Raw genomic sequence first — 15694 nt, forward strand, 5'->3', positions numbered from 1 at the left:
TCTCCGGAGGGGCCGCGGCCCAGGTCGTTCTGCGGTGCGGGCAGGGTCATGGGCGGGGGCGGGGGCGATGGCGGTGAGGCCGGCCGCCCGCCTGCCCAAGCGGCAGGCGATGGGCAGAGATGTCGGCATAGCGACCGACAGGTCCGTACAGCGCTCGCCGATCGCTATGCCGACGTTCCTACCCACGGGGCGCGGGCGCCCCCGGATGCCATCCCCTCGCGGACCCCGCCGCCCCTCGCACTGCCCCTCCCCCTGCAACCCCTCGGCGTCCGCTCGGCACCGCGCACCTTCGCGCCCGGGCGTCCGGATCACATCCGATGGTGGTGCGGCGTTCCCACCGCGTGCTCAGCCTGCTTGAGCGCTTCGTCGACGAGAACTGCTGCGTGCTCATCGGTCAGCCGGTAGAAGACGCGAGTCCCCTCCTGGCGCGCGGTGACCACGCGCGCGAGCCGCATCTTCGCCAGGTGCTGCGAGACGGCGGTCGCGGGCTTGTCCACACGTTCGGCGAGATGGCCGACGGACAGCTCGCCGTCACGCAGCGCGAGGATGAGCCGGACTCGGGTGGCATCGGCGAGCATCGCGAAGATCTCCACTGCGAGCTCCACGAAGGGGCTGTCGGGTTGGGAGGCGCCGGCATGGTCGGAGGTGGTCATGGGGCCATCCTCCCCTGCCCCGCCGCCTCGAGCGCTCTCGATCCGCCTCGCCGCCCGCGCGATCCTCCCCGCCGCTCGCTCCGGGCGGCGACTCCTCCCGCGATCGCGATGGCGGCGAGGACGGCGGCCGCGGCCGTCAGGCTCTCAGCGCCGATCCATCCCGCCAGCGGGTAGGTGAGGAGGAAGCAGGCGTGGGAGAGGGAGAACTGGGCCGTGTAGAGCGAGGAGCGGGTGGAATCGTCGGATGCGCGGGCGAGCAGTCGGCCCGAGGGCGTGCCGATCATCGAATTCCCTGCACCGATTGCCAGCCAGAGCGGCAGCAGGAGCCACCAGGCGCCGTCTCCGCGCCCTGAGGCAGCCCACGCCGTCATGCCGACCGCGCCGATCAGGGCGGCCGAGCTGAGCCCGGCTCCCACGAGCATGAGCCGGCGATCGCTGACGCGCTCCAGGAGCCGCGGCACAGCGAGCGCGACCAGGAGAGACCCGGTGCCGCAGCAGGCCAGCGCGAATCCGAGACTGCTGCTGCCGAGGTGGAACACGTCCCGGACATAGACCACCGAGTTCACGACGACGAGGGCGGTGCCAGCGGCGACCACCAGGTTCATCGCCATCAGGAAGCGCAGGCTCGGCGTCCTGGCGAAGATCCTGGCGCCGAGCGTGGTCCTGTGCCACACCGAGCCTGCCGCCGCGACGGGAGTGCGTGCGGGCAGAGGTGTCGCGAGCACGCACACCGCGGAGAGCGCGAAGCCGACGGCTGTGCCCGCGAACAGCAGATCGAACTCGATCACGCTCAGGAGCGCGGCGGCCAGCAGCGGGCTCACCAGCGATTCGAGGTCGTAGGCGAGTCGCGACAGCGAGAGCGCCTTCGTGTAGTCCTTCTCATCGGGCAGGACCACCGGGATCAGCGACTGGAATGCGGGGGTGAACGTCGCCGACGCGGACTGGAGGACGAACACCAGCACATAGATCTGCCAGATGTCGGTCAGGAACGGGAGGGAGGCCGCGACCGCGAGCCGGATGAGGTCGGCTCCGACCAGCACGGCTTTCGTCGGCAGCCTGCTCACGACGGCGGCGATCACGGGCGCGACGGCCACGTACGCGACCATCTTGATCGTCAGAGCCGTCCCGAGCACTGCCCCCGCCCTGGGACCCGCGATGTCGTAGGCGAGGAGCCCGAGGGCGACGGTCAAGAGGCCGGTCCCCACGAGCGCCACCGCCTGGGCAGCGAACAGGTTCCGATAGCGGGGGTCCCGCAGCACGCTGAGCACGACCAGCCTCCTTATCTGCATGACTGCGCAGATACGCAATTGCGAGCAGACCGTACCACGCACCTTCGTGGGTGCCGCGCACCCCGGCACAATGGACCGATGCGCTCCCCCTCCCCCTCTGAGCCTGCGCCCTCGTCGGCCCCCTCGTTCCACTCCCTGTTCGAGACCCTCACGGCGACGACCAATGCGGGCGACTGGTGGCCGGCGCGCACGCGCTTCGAGATCATCGTGGGGGCGGTGCTCGTGCAGAACACCAACTGGCGGAACGTCGAGACCTCCCTCGCGCGCCTCGATGCCGCCGGGATGCTGGAGCCGCAGGCGCTGGCCGCGGCGAGCGGCGCTGAGATCGAAGAGCTGATCCGCCCCTCGGGGTTCATGCGCGCGAAGGCCGCGAACCTGCAGGGCCTCGCCGCGTGGTTCCTCGAACACGACGAGGAGGCGGCGAACTGGAGCGACGCGGAGCTGCGCACCCGGCTGCTCGCGCTGCGCGGGGTCGGCGAGGAGACGGCCGACGCTCTCCTGCTCTACGTCTACGAGCGCCCCGCGTTCCTCTTCGACGCCTACGCCCGCCGCGTGCTCGCGGCCGCCGGCTTCGGCGCATACCCCTCGTATGCCGCCGCGCGGAAGGCGCTGAACGCGCGCGTGCACACCGAGGGCTTCACGGTCGCCGAGCTCGCCGCTTTCCACGGGCTGATCGTGGAGGCGGGGAAGAAGGCCCGCGACGCCGGGGGCTGGGACAACCACTGGCCCCACCTCGAGGCCGCCGCCGGCACGGCGCTGCGTCCGCTGCGGGAGAAGGACAGCCCGGCGCTCGAGACCGCGACCCTCGCCACGATGAACTGGTGCGGGGATCGCTTCACCCGCGAGGACATCCGCGCGAACCCGGCGTTCTCGCACTACACGCGCATGGACGCCTCCCGCGGCGACTTCGGGGTAGTGGCGGTCGCGGCCAGGGCGAAGAGCGCCGCGGAGAGCGCCGCGGAAGGCACCCCGGAGGGTGCCGCGGACACCGCCGACGAGCAGGTCGCGGGCATCGCCTGGGCGCTTCTGCTGCCGGAATCGGATCGCGGCTACGGCTGGATGGGCGCGGACGTCCCCGAGGTGAGCCTCTGGGTCGCCTCCGCCCAGCGGGGCCGGGGGCTCGGGCGGCGCCTGCTGCGGGCTCTGCTCGCCGAGGCGGACGCCCGCGGCATCGCGCGCGTGAGCCTCTCCGTGGAGGAGGGCAACCCCGCGCGCGATCTGTACCTGCGCGAGGGCTTCGTGCCGGTCGCGGGCCGCGAGGCCGACGGGGTCATGCTGCGCACGGCCCCCGCCGCTCGCTCCTGAGGATCCAGCGCGCCTCGCGGGCGCCACCTGCTCCTCGCATGGCCGTCGGGACCGCGCCTCGCGCAGCGGATCGTCGGGACCGCCCGCGGTGCAAGAATGTGCGCATGCCCAAGATCATCGGCGCCTCCCTGGGCGAGCACCGGGAGCGCACTCGCGAGAAGGTGTTCGCCGCCCTCGGAGCGCTCATGGAGCACGACGCCTTCGAGGACATCACCTTCTCGCGCATCGCCGAGGCCGCGGGGGTGGGGCGCACCGCGATGTACAACCACTTCCCCGACAAGGCGACGCTGCTGGTGGAGTACACCATGCACGAGACCAGCGACTATCTCGAGCGCCTGCGCGCCGGGATCGACGGCGCCGATTCGCCCGTGCAGGCGATCGAGCTGTACGTGCGCACCCAGCTGGACCTCACCACGTCCTTCCACATGCCCAGCACCCGCGGCCGCGTGACCCTCGACCCGCAGATCGCCGCGAAGATGCGCGAGCACGTGGTGATGATCGAGGACGTCCTGCGCACGATCCTCGAGGCCGGCGTCGCCTCGGGCGATTTCGCCGCCGATCTCGACGTCGACTCCACGGTGCGCATCCTCAACGCCGCCCTCATCGGGCGCGCGCTCCCGCCGGGCACCGATCCGCTCGCGCTGGTCCGCTTCGTGCAGCGGGGGCTCGGCGCGCGGGTCTGACGCCGACGAGCGCCGGGGGGGCTGAACCGCCCCGCAGCGCTGGGTGCCCCGCGCCCGCACTGCAGGCGCGGGGGCCCCAGCCTTCAGCGCCGGGTGCGCTTCTCCCGGCCGGCCCGCCCGCCGCGACCACCGCGCCCGCGCGGGGCGGCGCCCTCGTCATCGCCCTCGTCGTCGGCCCAGTCCTCGAGCAGCGCGCCCGCAGGCGCCTCCTCGGCGCGACGGGAGAACAGCGGCGCCGACTCCTCGCCGAGGTCGTCCTCGAGGTCGGGCTCCGGGGCGGTCAGCGCGTAGAGCCAGCAGCCGCCCGCGACGAGCAGGGCGAGGATCGCCGCCCCCCACCGCAGCGCCGGCTCGGTGCCGTCGAGCATCGCGTTGACCATCGGGGAGGCCGTCAGCACGCTGATCAGCGCGCCCAGCACGGCGGCGAGCGCGATCATCGTGCCGAGGGCCCCGCGCAGGGCGTCGCCGAGGGCCGCGGCGCCGAGCGCTCCGGAGTGGGCCCAGGAGCCGCGGCCGCCGTAGCGCCCGGACTCGATCACCTCGAGGGCGGCGCGCGAGGAGCCCGCGAAGACCGTGCTGCCCACGGCGAGCACGGCGCCTGCGCCCAGCAGCGTCACCACGAACGCCGGGAGGGCCGACGGGCCCAGACCGAAGCCCGCGACGATCGGCATGAGCGCGGCGGTCGCGACGGGCGCGAGGGCTGCGCGCTTCGCGGCGGCGGGGAGGTCGGAGAAGTCGACGGCGCTCTCCCCTGCGAGCAGAGCGGCGCGGGTCTCGACCACGGAGGCCGCCCCGAGCCGGCGCTGCGCGGTGAGCATGCCGGCTGCGACGAGGGCCGTCGCGACGAGGGCGAGCGCGATGCCGCCGGCGACCGGGAGGGCCGACGGGGTCAGCGCGTGCAGGGCGCGGTCCTCCCAGACGGTCCCGGCTCGACCGGCTGCCTGCATCGCGCCGATCATCGGCAGGATCAGGGGCAGCGCCGTCATCGCGAGGGCGAGCTGGAGGCTGACGGCCGTCTCCGCGGCGCCGCCGCGACCGGCCGCGCGCACAGCCGCGTCGGTGCCGGGGCGGTCGGCGAGGAGCTCGGAGGTGTGGAACGCGGCGCTCGCGGCGATCACGAGCAGGGCGCCGAGGCCCGCGAACGCGAGCAGCGCGAGCATCAGCTCGGGGACTCCCCTGCCGATCACGGAGAGCACGAGCAGCACCGCGCTCAGCGCGCCAAGACCGCCCGCGGCCGCGAGCAGCGCCGAGCCTCCGGACGCAGCGATGCCGAGCACCCCGCCCGTGCGGTGGGTGCGGGCGGCGCGCAGGGCCGAGCCTCCCGCCGGGTTCAGCACGCGGGCGGCGAGGAGCTGCGCGGCGAGAGCGGCGAGCGCGCCGAGCGCGAGGGCGGCGGCCACCACGGCGTTCGGGTGGATGCCATAGAGCGTGAGCAGGTCGAGGAACGCGCTCGCGTAGCGGGACTCGTCGGTCACGTCGATCCACTGCGTCATGTCCCCGATGGACTGCAGGATCTGCGGCTCGAGGTTCGCGCGGGGAACGGGATCGCTGCCGCCGGTGAGCGCCGGGTCGGTGAAGCTGTCCATGCCGACGGCCGCGAAACGCAGCGACTGGTAGGCAGAGGGCAGCCACAGGGAGATCGCCGCGGCGGCGGTGCCGACGGCCAGCAGGGCCGGGACCAGCGCGCCGATGCGCAGGGAGGTGCGCTCGCGGTCCGCGCGCCCGATCGGCGGGATCACGGCGACGAGCAGGGCGATGAGGATCGCGACGACCAGCACGAACAGGGGCACGAGGATGCCCTCGGCGCCGAAGACGGGCACGCCGACCCGGATCGAGGCAGCGACGAGGGTCGCGGTGAGCGCCACGAGAGCGGCGGCGCGGGCGGGGCCGCGGCGCAGGAGCTGGGCGAGCTGCAGGTGCGCGGCGCCGGGGTTCTCCTCACCTTCGAGCGGCAGTCCCTTCTCGTCGGCCCCGGCGAGCAGCGCGGAGCTGGTGCCGACGGAGCCCGCGAGCCCGGCCACCGCATGCAGCACCAGCGCGAACAGGGCCGCACCGGCGGCGTAGGCGATCATCGGCGAGGCGGCGGCCTCGCGCATGAAGTACACGGCGGGCACGATCGGCAGCGCGGCGATGCCGAAGGCGCTGGCGACGAACAGTCCGCCGAAGCGGGGCAGGGAGCGGGCGCGGTCGGCCGGGGCGATGGCGAGGCCGCCCAGGAGCATGCTGCCGGCGCGCCAGGCCGCCAGGGCGCCTGCGACCAGGCCGACCAGCACGAACCCGACGCGCAGGATCCGCACGTCGGTCGAGCCGGGCACGAGGGCGAGCAGCAGCATCATCGGCACGCCGACGCTCGCGGCGATCGTGGTCGCGGTGGTGACGAGCCCGCCGAGCCGGGAGCCGAGGTGGGCGTCGAGCTCCGCATCGCCCGTGTCGGTGACCTCGGCCAGCTCGGCCTCATCCTCGTCCTCGATCTCGTCGAGCTCCGCCGCGTGGGAGCCGTCGGCCCCGTCGGCCCCCTTCGCGCGGCGGCGCGCGCCTCCCGTCTCCGCGCGGCGGCGCGCGAGCGCGGCGCCGCGCCGAGCGAGGCGCGGGGGGATCAGCACGCCGAGAGCGATCGCCGCGAGGGCTGCCACCCCCAGCACGAGGAGCAGGACGGCGATGTCATCGCCGAGGGCGAACTGCGTGATGAGGTCCACGGGGGTCTCCTGGGGCGTCCGTCAGCAGGGCCGACGGTCTTCGGGGGTCAGGGCCGGGGCGGCGCCGCGAGTCGGCGCCGGGGCGTCAGCCGAGCAGCGAGAGGTCCAGCGTCGTGCTCGCACCGGGGGCGATGCGGATCGGCACGCCCCAGTCCTGCTGGTGCATGTGGCAGGCGGGGAACTCGACGGAGGGATCCGCATCGCACGAGGCGGCGCGCGCGCTGACGTGCAGCACGCCCTCGCGGTAAGCGGGATCCAGCGTAATCGCCCGCTCGAGGTCCGTGCGCATGCCGCCGCCGTCCGTGAGCATCGCGCTCGGCGTGGTGGAGATCGTGACCTGCGTGGACGGGCCGAGGGTGTCGTCGAGCTTGTGGCCCGGCGGCGGGGTGAAGACGACGCGCACGGTGAGCGGGCCTTCGCCGACGTCGGTCACGGGCCGGGAGGTGCGCTGCTGGCCCTCGTCGATGATGCGCTCGGCGGCCTTCGCCACCGGCACCCAGGTGACGCGGTGCGCCCCGGACTCCACGACGATCAGCTGGCCGATGCCGTCCACCGGAACGCCGACGATCACGTCGGAGGGCTCGGCGAGATCCGTGGCGACGGTGACGACACTCGCGGGGGCGTCGCCGCTCTCGCCGCCGGTGGCGTCGATGATGCGGATCGCGCCGTTGTAGGTGTCGGCGACGGCGATGCGGCCGTCGGGCAGGCCGGTCACGCCGAGGGGGTGCTGGAGGCGCGCGCGGTCGGCCGGGCCGTCCACGTGGCCGAAGTCGAACAGGCCTTCGCCCACGAGCGTGCGCACCGTGAATGTGCGGGGGTCGAGGATGCGGATCGCTGAGGTCTCGGAGTCGGCGATCGCGAGGGTTCCGTCGGCCAGCTCCGCGACGCCCGAGGGCTGCGCCCACCAGGAGCGCACGAGGGCGCCGTCGACGAGGCCCTCATTCGTGGTGCCGGCGAGCACGGCGAGCTCGCGGCTGCGCGGCTCGAAGGACCACATCTGGTGGATGCCGGCCATCGCGATCACGGCGCGGCCCAGCACGTGCGACCAGGCGAGATCCCAGGGCGTCGACATCGCGTACGTCAGCGGATCGGCGCCGCCGGTCGCGAGCGGCTGGCCCTGCATCCACTGCGCGCCGGTGCCGGCGACGGTGCCGACGACGGTCGGCGTGCGGCCGCGCAGGAGGCGGGAGTGGCCGAGCTCGACGGAGCGCAGCAGGTGGTTGGCGCTGTCGGCGACGAGCAGGTCGTAGCCGACGGCGTCGGCGACCTCTTCGGGCAGCACGAGCACGCCGTTGGGCTCGGCGAAGGAGGCCTGGTCGGCCTCGCCGTCGGCCGCGCCGCGGGCGCCGGAGCCGATGATCTCGGAGACGCTCACGCCGTCGGGCTCGAAGATCACGAGGCGGTGCTGGCCGGCGTCGGAGACGACGTAGCGGCCATCCGGCAGCGCCTGGATCTTCGAGGGGTAGCGGAGGGTCTGGGGGACGCGCTCGGCGAGGACCGTCGGCGCGGGGCCGCGGCGCAGGGAGCCGTCGGCCTCGGCTTCTGCGATCAGTCGGCCGATGAGCGCGTCGAGGTTCGCGGCGTGGCCCTCCCCGGAGAGGTTCGCGGCGATGCGGCCGTGAGTGTCGAGCACCATCAGGGTGGGCCAGGCGCGGGCGCCGTACTCGGTCCACGTGGTGAGCTCGGGATCATCGAGCACGGGGTGGGTGACCTCGTAGCGCTCGATGTTCGCGCGCAGGGCGTCGGCGTCCTTCTCGAACTCGAACTTCGGGGAGTGGACGCCGATGACGACGAGCTCCTGCTCGTACTTCTCCTCGAGCGGGCGCAGCTCGTCGAGGACGTGCAGGCAGTTCACGCAGCAGAAGGTCCAGAAGTCCAGCAGCACGATCTTGCCGCGCAGATCGGGGAGGTCCAGATCGACCCCGCCCGTGTTCAGCCAGCTGCGGCCGCGCAGCGGGCTCGCATGCACGCGGACGTCCAGCGTGCCCTCCCGCCCGGTGGGCTGGTCGGGGCGAGGCTCGTGCGCGGAGGTGCTGCCGGAGTGCGTCATGGGTTCAGTGAACACCGCACGCCGTGGTCGCGCCACTCATCTGCACGCACGGGCCTGGGTTCTCACATGGGCGCGCCGGGCGCGGCGGCAGACTCACCAGGTCGCGATCCACTCCAGCAGGCCCTCGTCCTCCAGCGTCGCGATGCGCAGGTCGGCCTCATCGACGTCGCCGCCGTGCGGGGGCACGGCGAGCAGTCGCAGACCGGCCGCGACCGCGGCGCGGGCGCCGACTGCGGAGTCCTCGAGCGCCAGGCACTCCCCCGGCGCGACTCCGAGTTCGCGCGCGGCCTTCGCGTACATATCCGGGGCAGGCTTGCCGTTCTCGACGGTGTCGGTGGACTGCAGGTTCGCGAACAGGTCGATGATCCCGGCGCGGGTCAGCTTGTCCTGCAGCGCCTCGTGCCAGGAGTTCGAGGCGCAGGCGATCGGCACGCGCGCGGCAGCGGCGCGCACGATCGCGATCGCCCCCGGCATCGGGTGCAGCTCCTCGCCGAGGTCCGTCAGGAACTGCTCGCGCGCCGCGGCGAGCACCTCCCCGTAGTCGGCGCCTGCGGCGCGCGCGATGACCTCGGCGGCCTGCTCGAGGGTCGCGCCGATGATGGAGTCGTCCTGCTCGGGGGTGAGGGTCGCGCCGTAGCGGGCGAGCATCGTCTGCTGGGTGCCATCCCAGACGGATTCCGTGTCCAGGATCAGTCCGTCGCAGTCGAAGACGACGCCCTTCGGGGTCCAGTCGCCGAATGCGTCGAGGTAGCGATCGATGTCGCTCATGCGCGTGCCTCCCAGGTGGCGATCCAGGCCTGCAGCACCGGATCTTCGAGCGTGGTGATGGTGCGGTGCGCGCGGGGCGACTGCCCCGGCAGCGAGGGGACGGCGATGACCTGCAGTCCCGCGTCATACGCGGCGCGGGCGCCGGTTTCGGAGTCCTCGAAGGCGAGGGCGCGTGCGGGATCGACACCGAGGCGCCGGGCGGCCTCGACATAGATGTCGGGGGCGGGCTTCGGATGGGCGACGTCGTTCTCGCTCACCGAGGCGGTGAGCACGTCGGCCACACCGATCTGCGCGATCGCGGCGTCGAGCAGGTCGCGCGGGGAGTTCGAGGCGATGGCGACGGGCACCTTCGCGGCGACCGCGCGGACAGTGTCGACGGCGCCCGGCATGAGCACCGGGGCCGCGCTCTGGCGCTCGATGTGCATCTGCTTCAGCTCGTCGCCCGCGGCGTACGGATCCTGCCCGGTGATCTCCGCGAGGGACCGCACGACGGTCTCGATGGTGCGGCCGGCGAGTCCGCGCCACTGCTCATCCGTGACGACGGCGCCGCGGCGTGCGATGTAGTCCTTCTGCGTGAGGACCCATTCGGCCTCGGTGTCGATCAGCAGTCCGTCGCAGTCGAAGACGACTGCGCGCGGGGTCCACTGCGGAGGCCAGGTCGAGAGCGGGCTGATGAGCGGGTTCGGGTCCTGTGCGCGCATGATGTCCTCAGCGTATCCGGCAGGGATGCGAGGACATCGAGAGGGAGACGGGTCATGGCGGGGCGACTGGGACAGGCGACGTGGCTGGAGTACCTCACGGGGAGCCTCGAGAGCGGCGCTGCGTTCTATCGGCGCCTCGCCGGGTGGGAGATCGCCGAGGGCGAGGGCGCAGCTTCTGCGCGGCAGCTTCTCGCCACGGCCGACGGGGAAGCCGTCGCGAGCCTCCTCGACACCACCGGCATGCTGTGCCCGATGGGCCGCACGATCCCGACGAAGTGGGAGGTCTACCTGCAGGTCGACGATCTCGATGCGCGGCTCGAGCGGGCACGTGCCGCCGGTGGCGAGGTGATCGATGGTCCGCGCGAGGCGATCGGCGGGGCGCGCCTGGCGGTCGTCGCCGACCCCACGGGCTGCCCCGTCGGGCTCTGGGAGGGCGAGGGCTTCGCGGGCCGCGAGAGCGTCGGGGCGCCGGGGACACCGGTGTGGTTCGAGCTGATGAGCATGGACACGCGCGCATCCCGCGACTTCTACCAGGCGGTGCTCGACTTCGACTACCAGGGGATGCCGGGGTCGGAGAGCGAGCCGGGCGGTGAGCCCGGCTACTTCACGAACGCGGGCGGCCAGGAGGCGACCTCCGGGCTGTGCAGCGCGAAGGAGTGGTTCCCCGCGGGCACCTCGTCCTTCTGGCGCTGGTACCTCGCGGTCGACTCGATGGAGGAGGCCGTTGCCGTGGTGCGCGAGATGGGCGGGAAGGTGCTCGACGGGCCGATGGACTCCCCCTTCGGCATCGTCGCGACGATCGAGGATCCCGATGGTGCGACGCTGCAGATCCTGGAGGGGCCGCGGGGCTGATCGCCGGGCAGGGCGGCTGACGGGGCATTGCCCCCACTCAACCGAACGCCGTCGTCCTCGCTTCGACCACATGATGGATCTTCGCGCGATCGGCATCGACAGCCGTCCAGGCGATGACCCACTGGCGGGGGCCATGGACGATATAGATCATCCATCCCCGGACGGTCCCACCATCGACAGCAAGCTCATAGGGGCCGCGCTTCGCTCTCGCTGCCCCCACCTCGATCGCATCGAAGGCGTCGTCGAGCTTGTCGAGGAGGTTCTGGTCGCCGACCTTCTCCAGTTCAGTGAGGGCGCGATCGGCGGCATCGCTGAAGATCAGCGTCCGGCGGCTTGCCATGGCCGTTCAGCGAGCCTTGAGCTTGCGGCGAGGATGACCCTCATCGAGCCGTTCGCTTGACTCCTCGATCGCCACCCGCAATTCCGTGTTCACGTAGATCTCAAGCTCCGCTCGCGTAAGAATCCGGGCCGGTTCGAGCAGGAGGCTACCGTCTTCGAGGGTTGTCATCTTGAATGTCGTGTCCTTGGCACCGAGGGGCGCGCGACCTCGGCTGTCGGTGGTGATCGTGGTCGTCCCGTTCATGCGGTCGAGCCTAACACCCACGGGGGGCAAGTGGGTATTGCCCACTTGCCCTTGGCGAACCGGCCATGAGCTCCTCGTTGCGGGCGTGCAGACCAGCCCTCCTCCGGCCCCTCCCCCACCAACATCACACCGGCCACAGCCCCCTGCGGCCGGTAGAGTGGACGACGGCCTTCGGGCCGCACAACGGCGTATTCGACGACACGACACATGTGGTGGCGCGGGGATCCTCTGGGTCCCGGCGGCGCGTAAATCTGATCACGGCACAGGATCGAGTGCCTCGCCGTGCCCACTCGTCGTCGATCCCTGGAGCACCCATGCCCTCCGCGCCTTCTGCGCCCCACGCCGCCCGAAAGCCCGGCCCGATGATCGCGGTCGCCGCTGCGGCCGCCTTCCTCGCCACCTTCAACGAGACGTTCCTGAACGTCGCCCTCGCGCCGATCATGGCCGACTTCGGCATCGGGGTCGCCACCGCCCAGTGGCTCGCCACCGGCTACATGCTGACCGCCGCCGTGTTCGTTCCGGTCTCCGGCTTCTTCTACCGGCGCTTCCCCACGCGCGCCCTGTTCGCAGGCGTCGTCGGCCTGATGCTGCTCGGCAGCCTCATCGGCGCTCTCGCCCCCACCTTCCCGATCCTGCTCGGGGGCCGGCTGCTGCAGGCCATCGGCACGGGCCTGCTGATCCCCATCGGCATGAACATCACCGTCGCCGCCTCGCCCCGCGAGAAGCTCGGCCTCTACATGGGCATCATGGGCGCGATGACGACGATCGGGCCGTCGGTCTCGATCCTCGTCTCGGGCGCACTGCTCGAGGTGACCACCTGGCGCACCCTGATGTGGGTGTTCGCCGCGCTCTGCGCGATCGTGCTGTTCGCCGGAGCCGCCGTGCTGCGCACCCTGATCACCCTCGGCCGCCCCCGGCTCGACGTCCTCTCCGCGGCGCTCATCGCGATCGGCCTCGTGGGACTGCTCTACGGCGTCTCCACCGCCTTCTCCGGAGCCCTCGCGATGGCGTTCGTCTCGATGCTCGTCGGCATCGCCGCGATCGTGCTGTTCGCTCTGCGCCAGCTGCGCGCGAGCGATCCCCTGCTGAACCTCTCCCCCTTCGCGAATCCCCGCTTCACCCTCGGCGTGCTGATGGTGATGGCGACCCTCACGATCGTGTTCGCGATGAACATCGCGATCCCGATCTTCCTGCAGTCCGCACAGGGCCAGTCCTCCCTGGACGCCGCCCTCACCGTCGCCCCCGCGATCCTGCTCTCCGCAGTCGTCGCCCCGTTCGCGGGTCGTGCCTTCGACCGCAGCGGCATCCGCCCGCTCGCGGCCACCGGCTTCGTGCTCATCGGCGCGTTCGCGCTGCTCGTCGCCTGGGCCGCGGGCGGCTCCTCGCTGCTGCTGATCGCCGCCCTGTACGTGCCGCTGATCGCGGGCACCGCGCTCGTCGTCGGCCCTGTGCAGACCTTCGCCCTCTCGCAGCTCAGCCGTGAGCAGAGCCCCCACGGCGTCACCGTGTTCGGCACCGGCTTCCAGGTCGCCGGCTGCGTGGGCACGGCGATCGCCACCGGCGTCTACGGCGCCGTCACCGCCGCGCGGGCCAGCTCGGGAATCGCTGCCGCCGACGCCGCCGTGACCGGCTTCCGGTCCGTCGGCCTCCTGGTCGCGATCATCGCGCTCGCGGGCGTGGTCATGGCCTTCGCCGCCGTGCGCAGCGCCGCTCGCGCGTCCGCCGCTCCTGTTGCGCCCGCGGCGCTCGCTTCGGCCGACGGAGGAGCCGGTGCCCTCGCCCCGCTGATCGCGCGCGACGTCTTCACCCTCTCGCCCGAGCAGACGGTCCTCGAGGCGCTGCAGATGTTCGCCGTGCGCGGCATCTCCGGCGCTCCGATCGCTGATCGGAACGGCCGCCTCGTCGGCTTCTTGTCCGACGGCGACGTGATGCGCTACCTCGCGGCCGAGCACTCCCTCGCCCGCGGCATGTTCACCGTGGCCGCGAGCACCGGCGGCGCCCCGGGCGCGAGCGAGGACGACGCGCTCTCAGTCGCGATGCGCGACCTCATGCAGCTGCCCGTGATGCGTCTCGGCGAGCGGCGGGTCATCACGATCCCCGCGGATGCCTCGATGACCGAGGCCGTCGCGGCCCTCGCAGACGCGCACCTCAAGAAGGTGCCGGTCGTGGATGGCAAGCGCATGGTCGGGATCGTCTCCCGCTCGGCGATCAACCGCAGCGCCGTGGCCGCCTACCTCGAGCAGAAGCTGCCCCAGCTGGTCTGAGCGGCGAATGCATAGCGACGGGCGGGTCGGGGAGGGATCCCCCGGGCCGCCCGGCTGCGATCCGGCATAGAGCGAGAGCGCGTGGATGCGGTCCGGGGAGCCGGTCTGCTTCTTGCAGGTGCGGCGGTCACCGCAGGCAGCAGCGGGCTTACCGGTGCAGCCCCGGCTGTATTCTGCACAGCAGCCACGCACCGCCGCGTCCTCCCTCGCAGCGAGCCCCCCCCCTGCAGCGAAGGATCCCCCATGTCGTCCGTCCCGCCTTCTTCGGGCTCTTCCGCCGCCCGCCTCCTCGGCGCCACGAAGTCCCTCGGCACCCGCGGCAAGCTCGGGATCGGCGCGGCGGGCTGCTGCAGCCTCGGCTGTCTCGGCTTCGTCCTGCTGCTGCTCCTCGGCGCGTGCGGCGCGATGCTGCCGCCGACGCCCGCACCCACGCCCTCGCCTTCACCGGCGAAGCCCGTCGGGATCGTCTCGGCCCCGGCGACCACCCCTGCGCCGACCACGCTCGCTCCGGCCCCGACAACGGTGCCGCCGACAACTCCCCCGCCGACCCCCGAGCCCGCGCCGACCACGGAGACGCCGACTCCCACTCCGGAGCCCGCACCCGCGCCCTCCCCGGAACCGGAGCCCGCACCAGATCCGGCACCGGCTCCAGAGCCTGCGCCCGCCCCCACGACCCCTCCGCCCGCTCCTGAACCTGATCCGGCGCCGGCCAAGGCTCCTGCAGCCGGCGTCTACTACAAGAACTGCACCGAGGTACGCGAGGCAGGTGCCGCCCCGATCCGCCCGGGGGATCCCGGCTGGCAGGACAAGTTCGATCGGGACGGCGACGGCCAGGCCTGCGGAGACGACTGACCCCAGTTCCTGCAGCGACGGGCGGCCGGGGGAGGGATCCCCGAGCCGCCCGGCACTGCATCTGCTGAACCACAGCTCGCTCTTTCTCGGTGCGATAACTCTCGCGGGAGGGAGGGATCTACTCGGCACCGCCGCCACCGTCGCCGTCGCCGTCGCCGTCGCCGACCAATGAAGAGGCGGCTTCTATGAACATCGCCTTCATGGAGTCGGTGCAGTTGGACGCCTACTTGAAGATCTCCCCGACGCTCCCGACCGCGAATCAGATCGACGAGGCTCACGGGTCGGATGCCTTCCTGTACTACTCGAACTTCTACTTGCCGATGTACCACTCCGGCCACTGCGAGGCAGCCTGCACCACCAACCAGTTGCCCGTGGCCATCTGTGATGAGGCTGCACACGGCTACTACATCGAGTACAAGTTCCAGAAGTTCATGGAGGAGGCCTTCGCCAAGGCCTAGCCCCAGATGAAGAACTACATGATGCCGCTCATCATCATCCTGCGCGACAACGAGGAGGATTACACCGAGGACCACTCTGACCAGCCAAATCGAACTCCGATCCCTGCTTGGTCGAACCTCGATCCGAGACCCCATCCACGCAGGTCAAGCCCAGCGGCCCCCAGCATCGTGGCCTTGACGCCCTCCACCCTCCTTCGCAAGAACGCTCCCGATTTTCTGCGAGCGAACGGCTCCAGCATGCCCTGCAGTGCTCCCACCACGGCGCCCCCAGCACTCGCGGCACGAGTCTCGGAAAGCGCGATCGTGTAATTCCGCGTGTCGGATCCGCTGACGGCGCTCCGTAGGATCGGCTCACCGCTCATTCGGAGCGCTCGTGCCAGCCGCGGCTGGCTCCGTCGGTCACTGAAACGAACGACGGACAATCAGGGAAGAAGGTTGGATGACTGCGGCCAATTCACCTCGGAGAGGGTCGTGCAATTGTGAGCGACCGATGATTGGAGCCACGAGAGCCACGGGCGCTGCCTCCCGCGTGAACGGTTG

Annotated in this window: 14 protein-coding genes; 6 read left to right on the forward strand and 8 right to left on the reverse strand. The window is 72.1% G+C overall.

The annotated features are described in order from the left end of the window. Positions 1-308 precede the first annotated feature (308 nt). Together Bequi_RS02900 and Bequi_RS02905 are read right to left on the reverse strand one after the other, a co-directional pair. Positions 309-653, reverse strand: coding sequence for an ArsR/SmtB family transcription factor (locus Bequi_RS02900; protein WP_249736445.1), 345 nt, complete (start codon positions 651-653; stop codon positions 309-311). Then, on the reverse strand, positions 650-1921 hold the full coding sequence (locus Bequi_RS02905) for an MFS transporter (RefSeq protein ID WP_249736446.1): 1272 nt from the start codon (positions 1919-1921) through the stop codon (positions 650-652). Before Bequi_RS02905 ends, Bequi_RS02900 begins: the two co-directional genes overlap by 4 nt. Before the next feature lie 99 nt (positions 1922-2020). Here Bequi_RS02905 and Bequi_RS02910 point away from each other — a divergent pair, with 99 nt between their 5' ends. Then, complete coding sequence (locus tag Bequi_RS02910; protein ID WP_249736447.1) at positions 2021-3247, forward strand: endonuclease III domain-containing protein; 1227 nt, start codon at positions 2021-2023, stop codon at positions 3245-3247. 104 nt (positions 3248-3351) lie between these two features. Further along, entirely contained in the window at positions 3352-3930 is a 579-nt protein-coding gene (locus Bequi_RS02915; protein ID WP_249736448.1) for a TetR/AcrR family transcriptional regulator, read from the forward strand. A gap of 83 nt (positions 3931-4013) precedes the next feature. Here Bequi_RS02915 and Bequi_RS02920 read toward each other — a convergent pair whose 3' ends face one another. The 4 genes from Bequi_RS02920 to Bequi_RS02935 form a co-directional block, all read right to left on the reverse strand. Beyond that, a complete protein-coding gene (locus Bequi_RS02920; protein WP_249736449.1) occupies positions 4014-6626 on the reverse strand; it encodes a pyrophosphatase in 2613 nt (870 codons plus the stop codon). Between the two features lie 85 nt (positions 6627-6711). Next, entirely contained in the window at positions 6712-8676 is a 1965-nt protein-coding gene (locus Bequi_RS02925) for a thioredoxin-like domain-containing protein (protein ID WP_249736450.1), read from the reverse strand. Positions 8677-8769: 93 nt separating this feature from the next. Further along, complete coding sequence (locus Bequi_RS02930) at positions 8770-9444, reverse strand: HAD-IA family hydrolase (RefSeq protein ID WP_249736451.1); 675 nt, start codon at positions 9442-9444, stop codon at positions 8770-8772. Beyond that, a complete protein-coding gene (locus Bequi_RS02935; RefSeq protein ID WP_249736452.1) occupies positions 9441-10145 on the reverse strand; it encodes an HAD family hydrolase in 705 nt (234 codons plus the stop codon). The genes Bequi_RS02930 and Bequi_RS02935 overlap by 4 nt, the downstream gene beginning before the upstream one ends. A gap of 54 nt (positions 10146-10199) precedes the next feature. On the opposite strand from Bequi_RS02935, the gene Bequi_RS02940 reads away from it, so the two are divergent. Next, the gene (locus Bequi_RS02940) at positions 10200-10997 is read left to right on the forward strand and encodes a VOC family protein (protein ID WP_249736453.1); all 798 of its coding nucleotides are present in this window, start codon (positions 10200-10202) and stop codon (positions 10995-10997) included. A gap of 37 nt (positions 10998-11034) precedes the next feature. Here the strand turns inward: Bequi_RS02940 and Bequi_RS02945 are convergent, their stop codons facing one another. Both Bequi_RS02945 and Bequi_RS02950 read right to left on the reverse strand, forming a co-directional pair. Then, the gene (locus tag Bequi_RS02945) at positions 11035-11337 is read right to left on the reverse strand and encodes a hypothetical protein (protein WP_249736454.1); all 303 of its coding nucleotides are present in this window, start codon (positions 11335-11337) and stop codon (positions 11035-11037) included. 6 nt (positions 11338-11343) lie between these two features. After that, positions 11344-11580 carry a hypothetical protein gene (locus Bequi_RS02950; protein WP_249736455.1) on the reverse strand — a complete coding sequence of 79 codons (237 nt, stop codon included), beginning with the start codon at positions 11578-11580 and terminating at the stop codon, positions 11344-11346. Between the two features lie 314 nt (positions 11581-11894). Between Bequi_RS02950 and Bequi_RS02955 the strand changes: the two genes are divergently transcribed. The 3 genes from Bequi_RS02955 (at position 11895) to Bequi_RS02965 (ending at position 15154) form a co-directional block, all read left to right on the forward strand. Then, the gene (locus Bequi_RS02955; RefSeq protein ID WP_249736456.1) at positions 11895-13844 is read left to right on the forward strand and encodes an MFS transporter; all 1950 of its coding nucleotides are present in this window, start codon (positions 11895-11897) and stop codon (positions 13842-13844) included. A 243-nt stretch (positions 13845-14087) separates the two neighbouring features. Next, a complete protein-coding gene (locus tag Bequi_RS02960) occupies positions 14088-14696 on the forward strand; it encodes an excalibur calcium-binding domain-containing protein (RefSeq protein ID WP_249736457.1) in 609 nt (202 codons plus the stop codon). Positions 14697-14881: 185 nt separating this feature from the next. Beyond that, a complete protein-coding gene (locus Bequi_RS02965) occupies positions 14882-15154 on the forward strand; it encodes a ferritin family protein (RefSeq protein WP_249736458.1) in 273 nt (90 codons plus the stop codon). Positions 15155-15694 lie beyond the last annotated feature (540 nt).

Origin of the sequence: Brachybacterium equifaecis, from assembly GCF_023509525.1 — a bacterium.
Taxonomy (GTDB): domain Bacteria; phylum Actinomycetota; class Actinomycetes; order Actinomycetales; family Dermabacteraceae; genus Brachybacterium; species Brachybacterium equifaecis.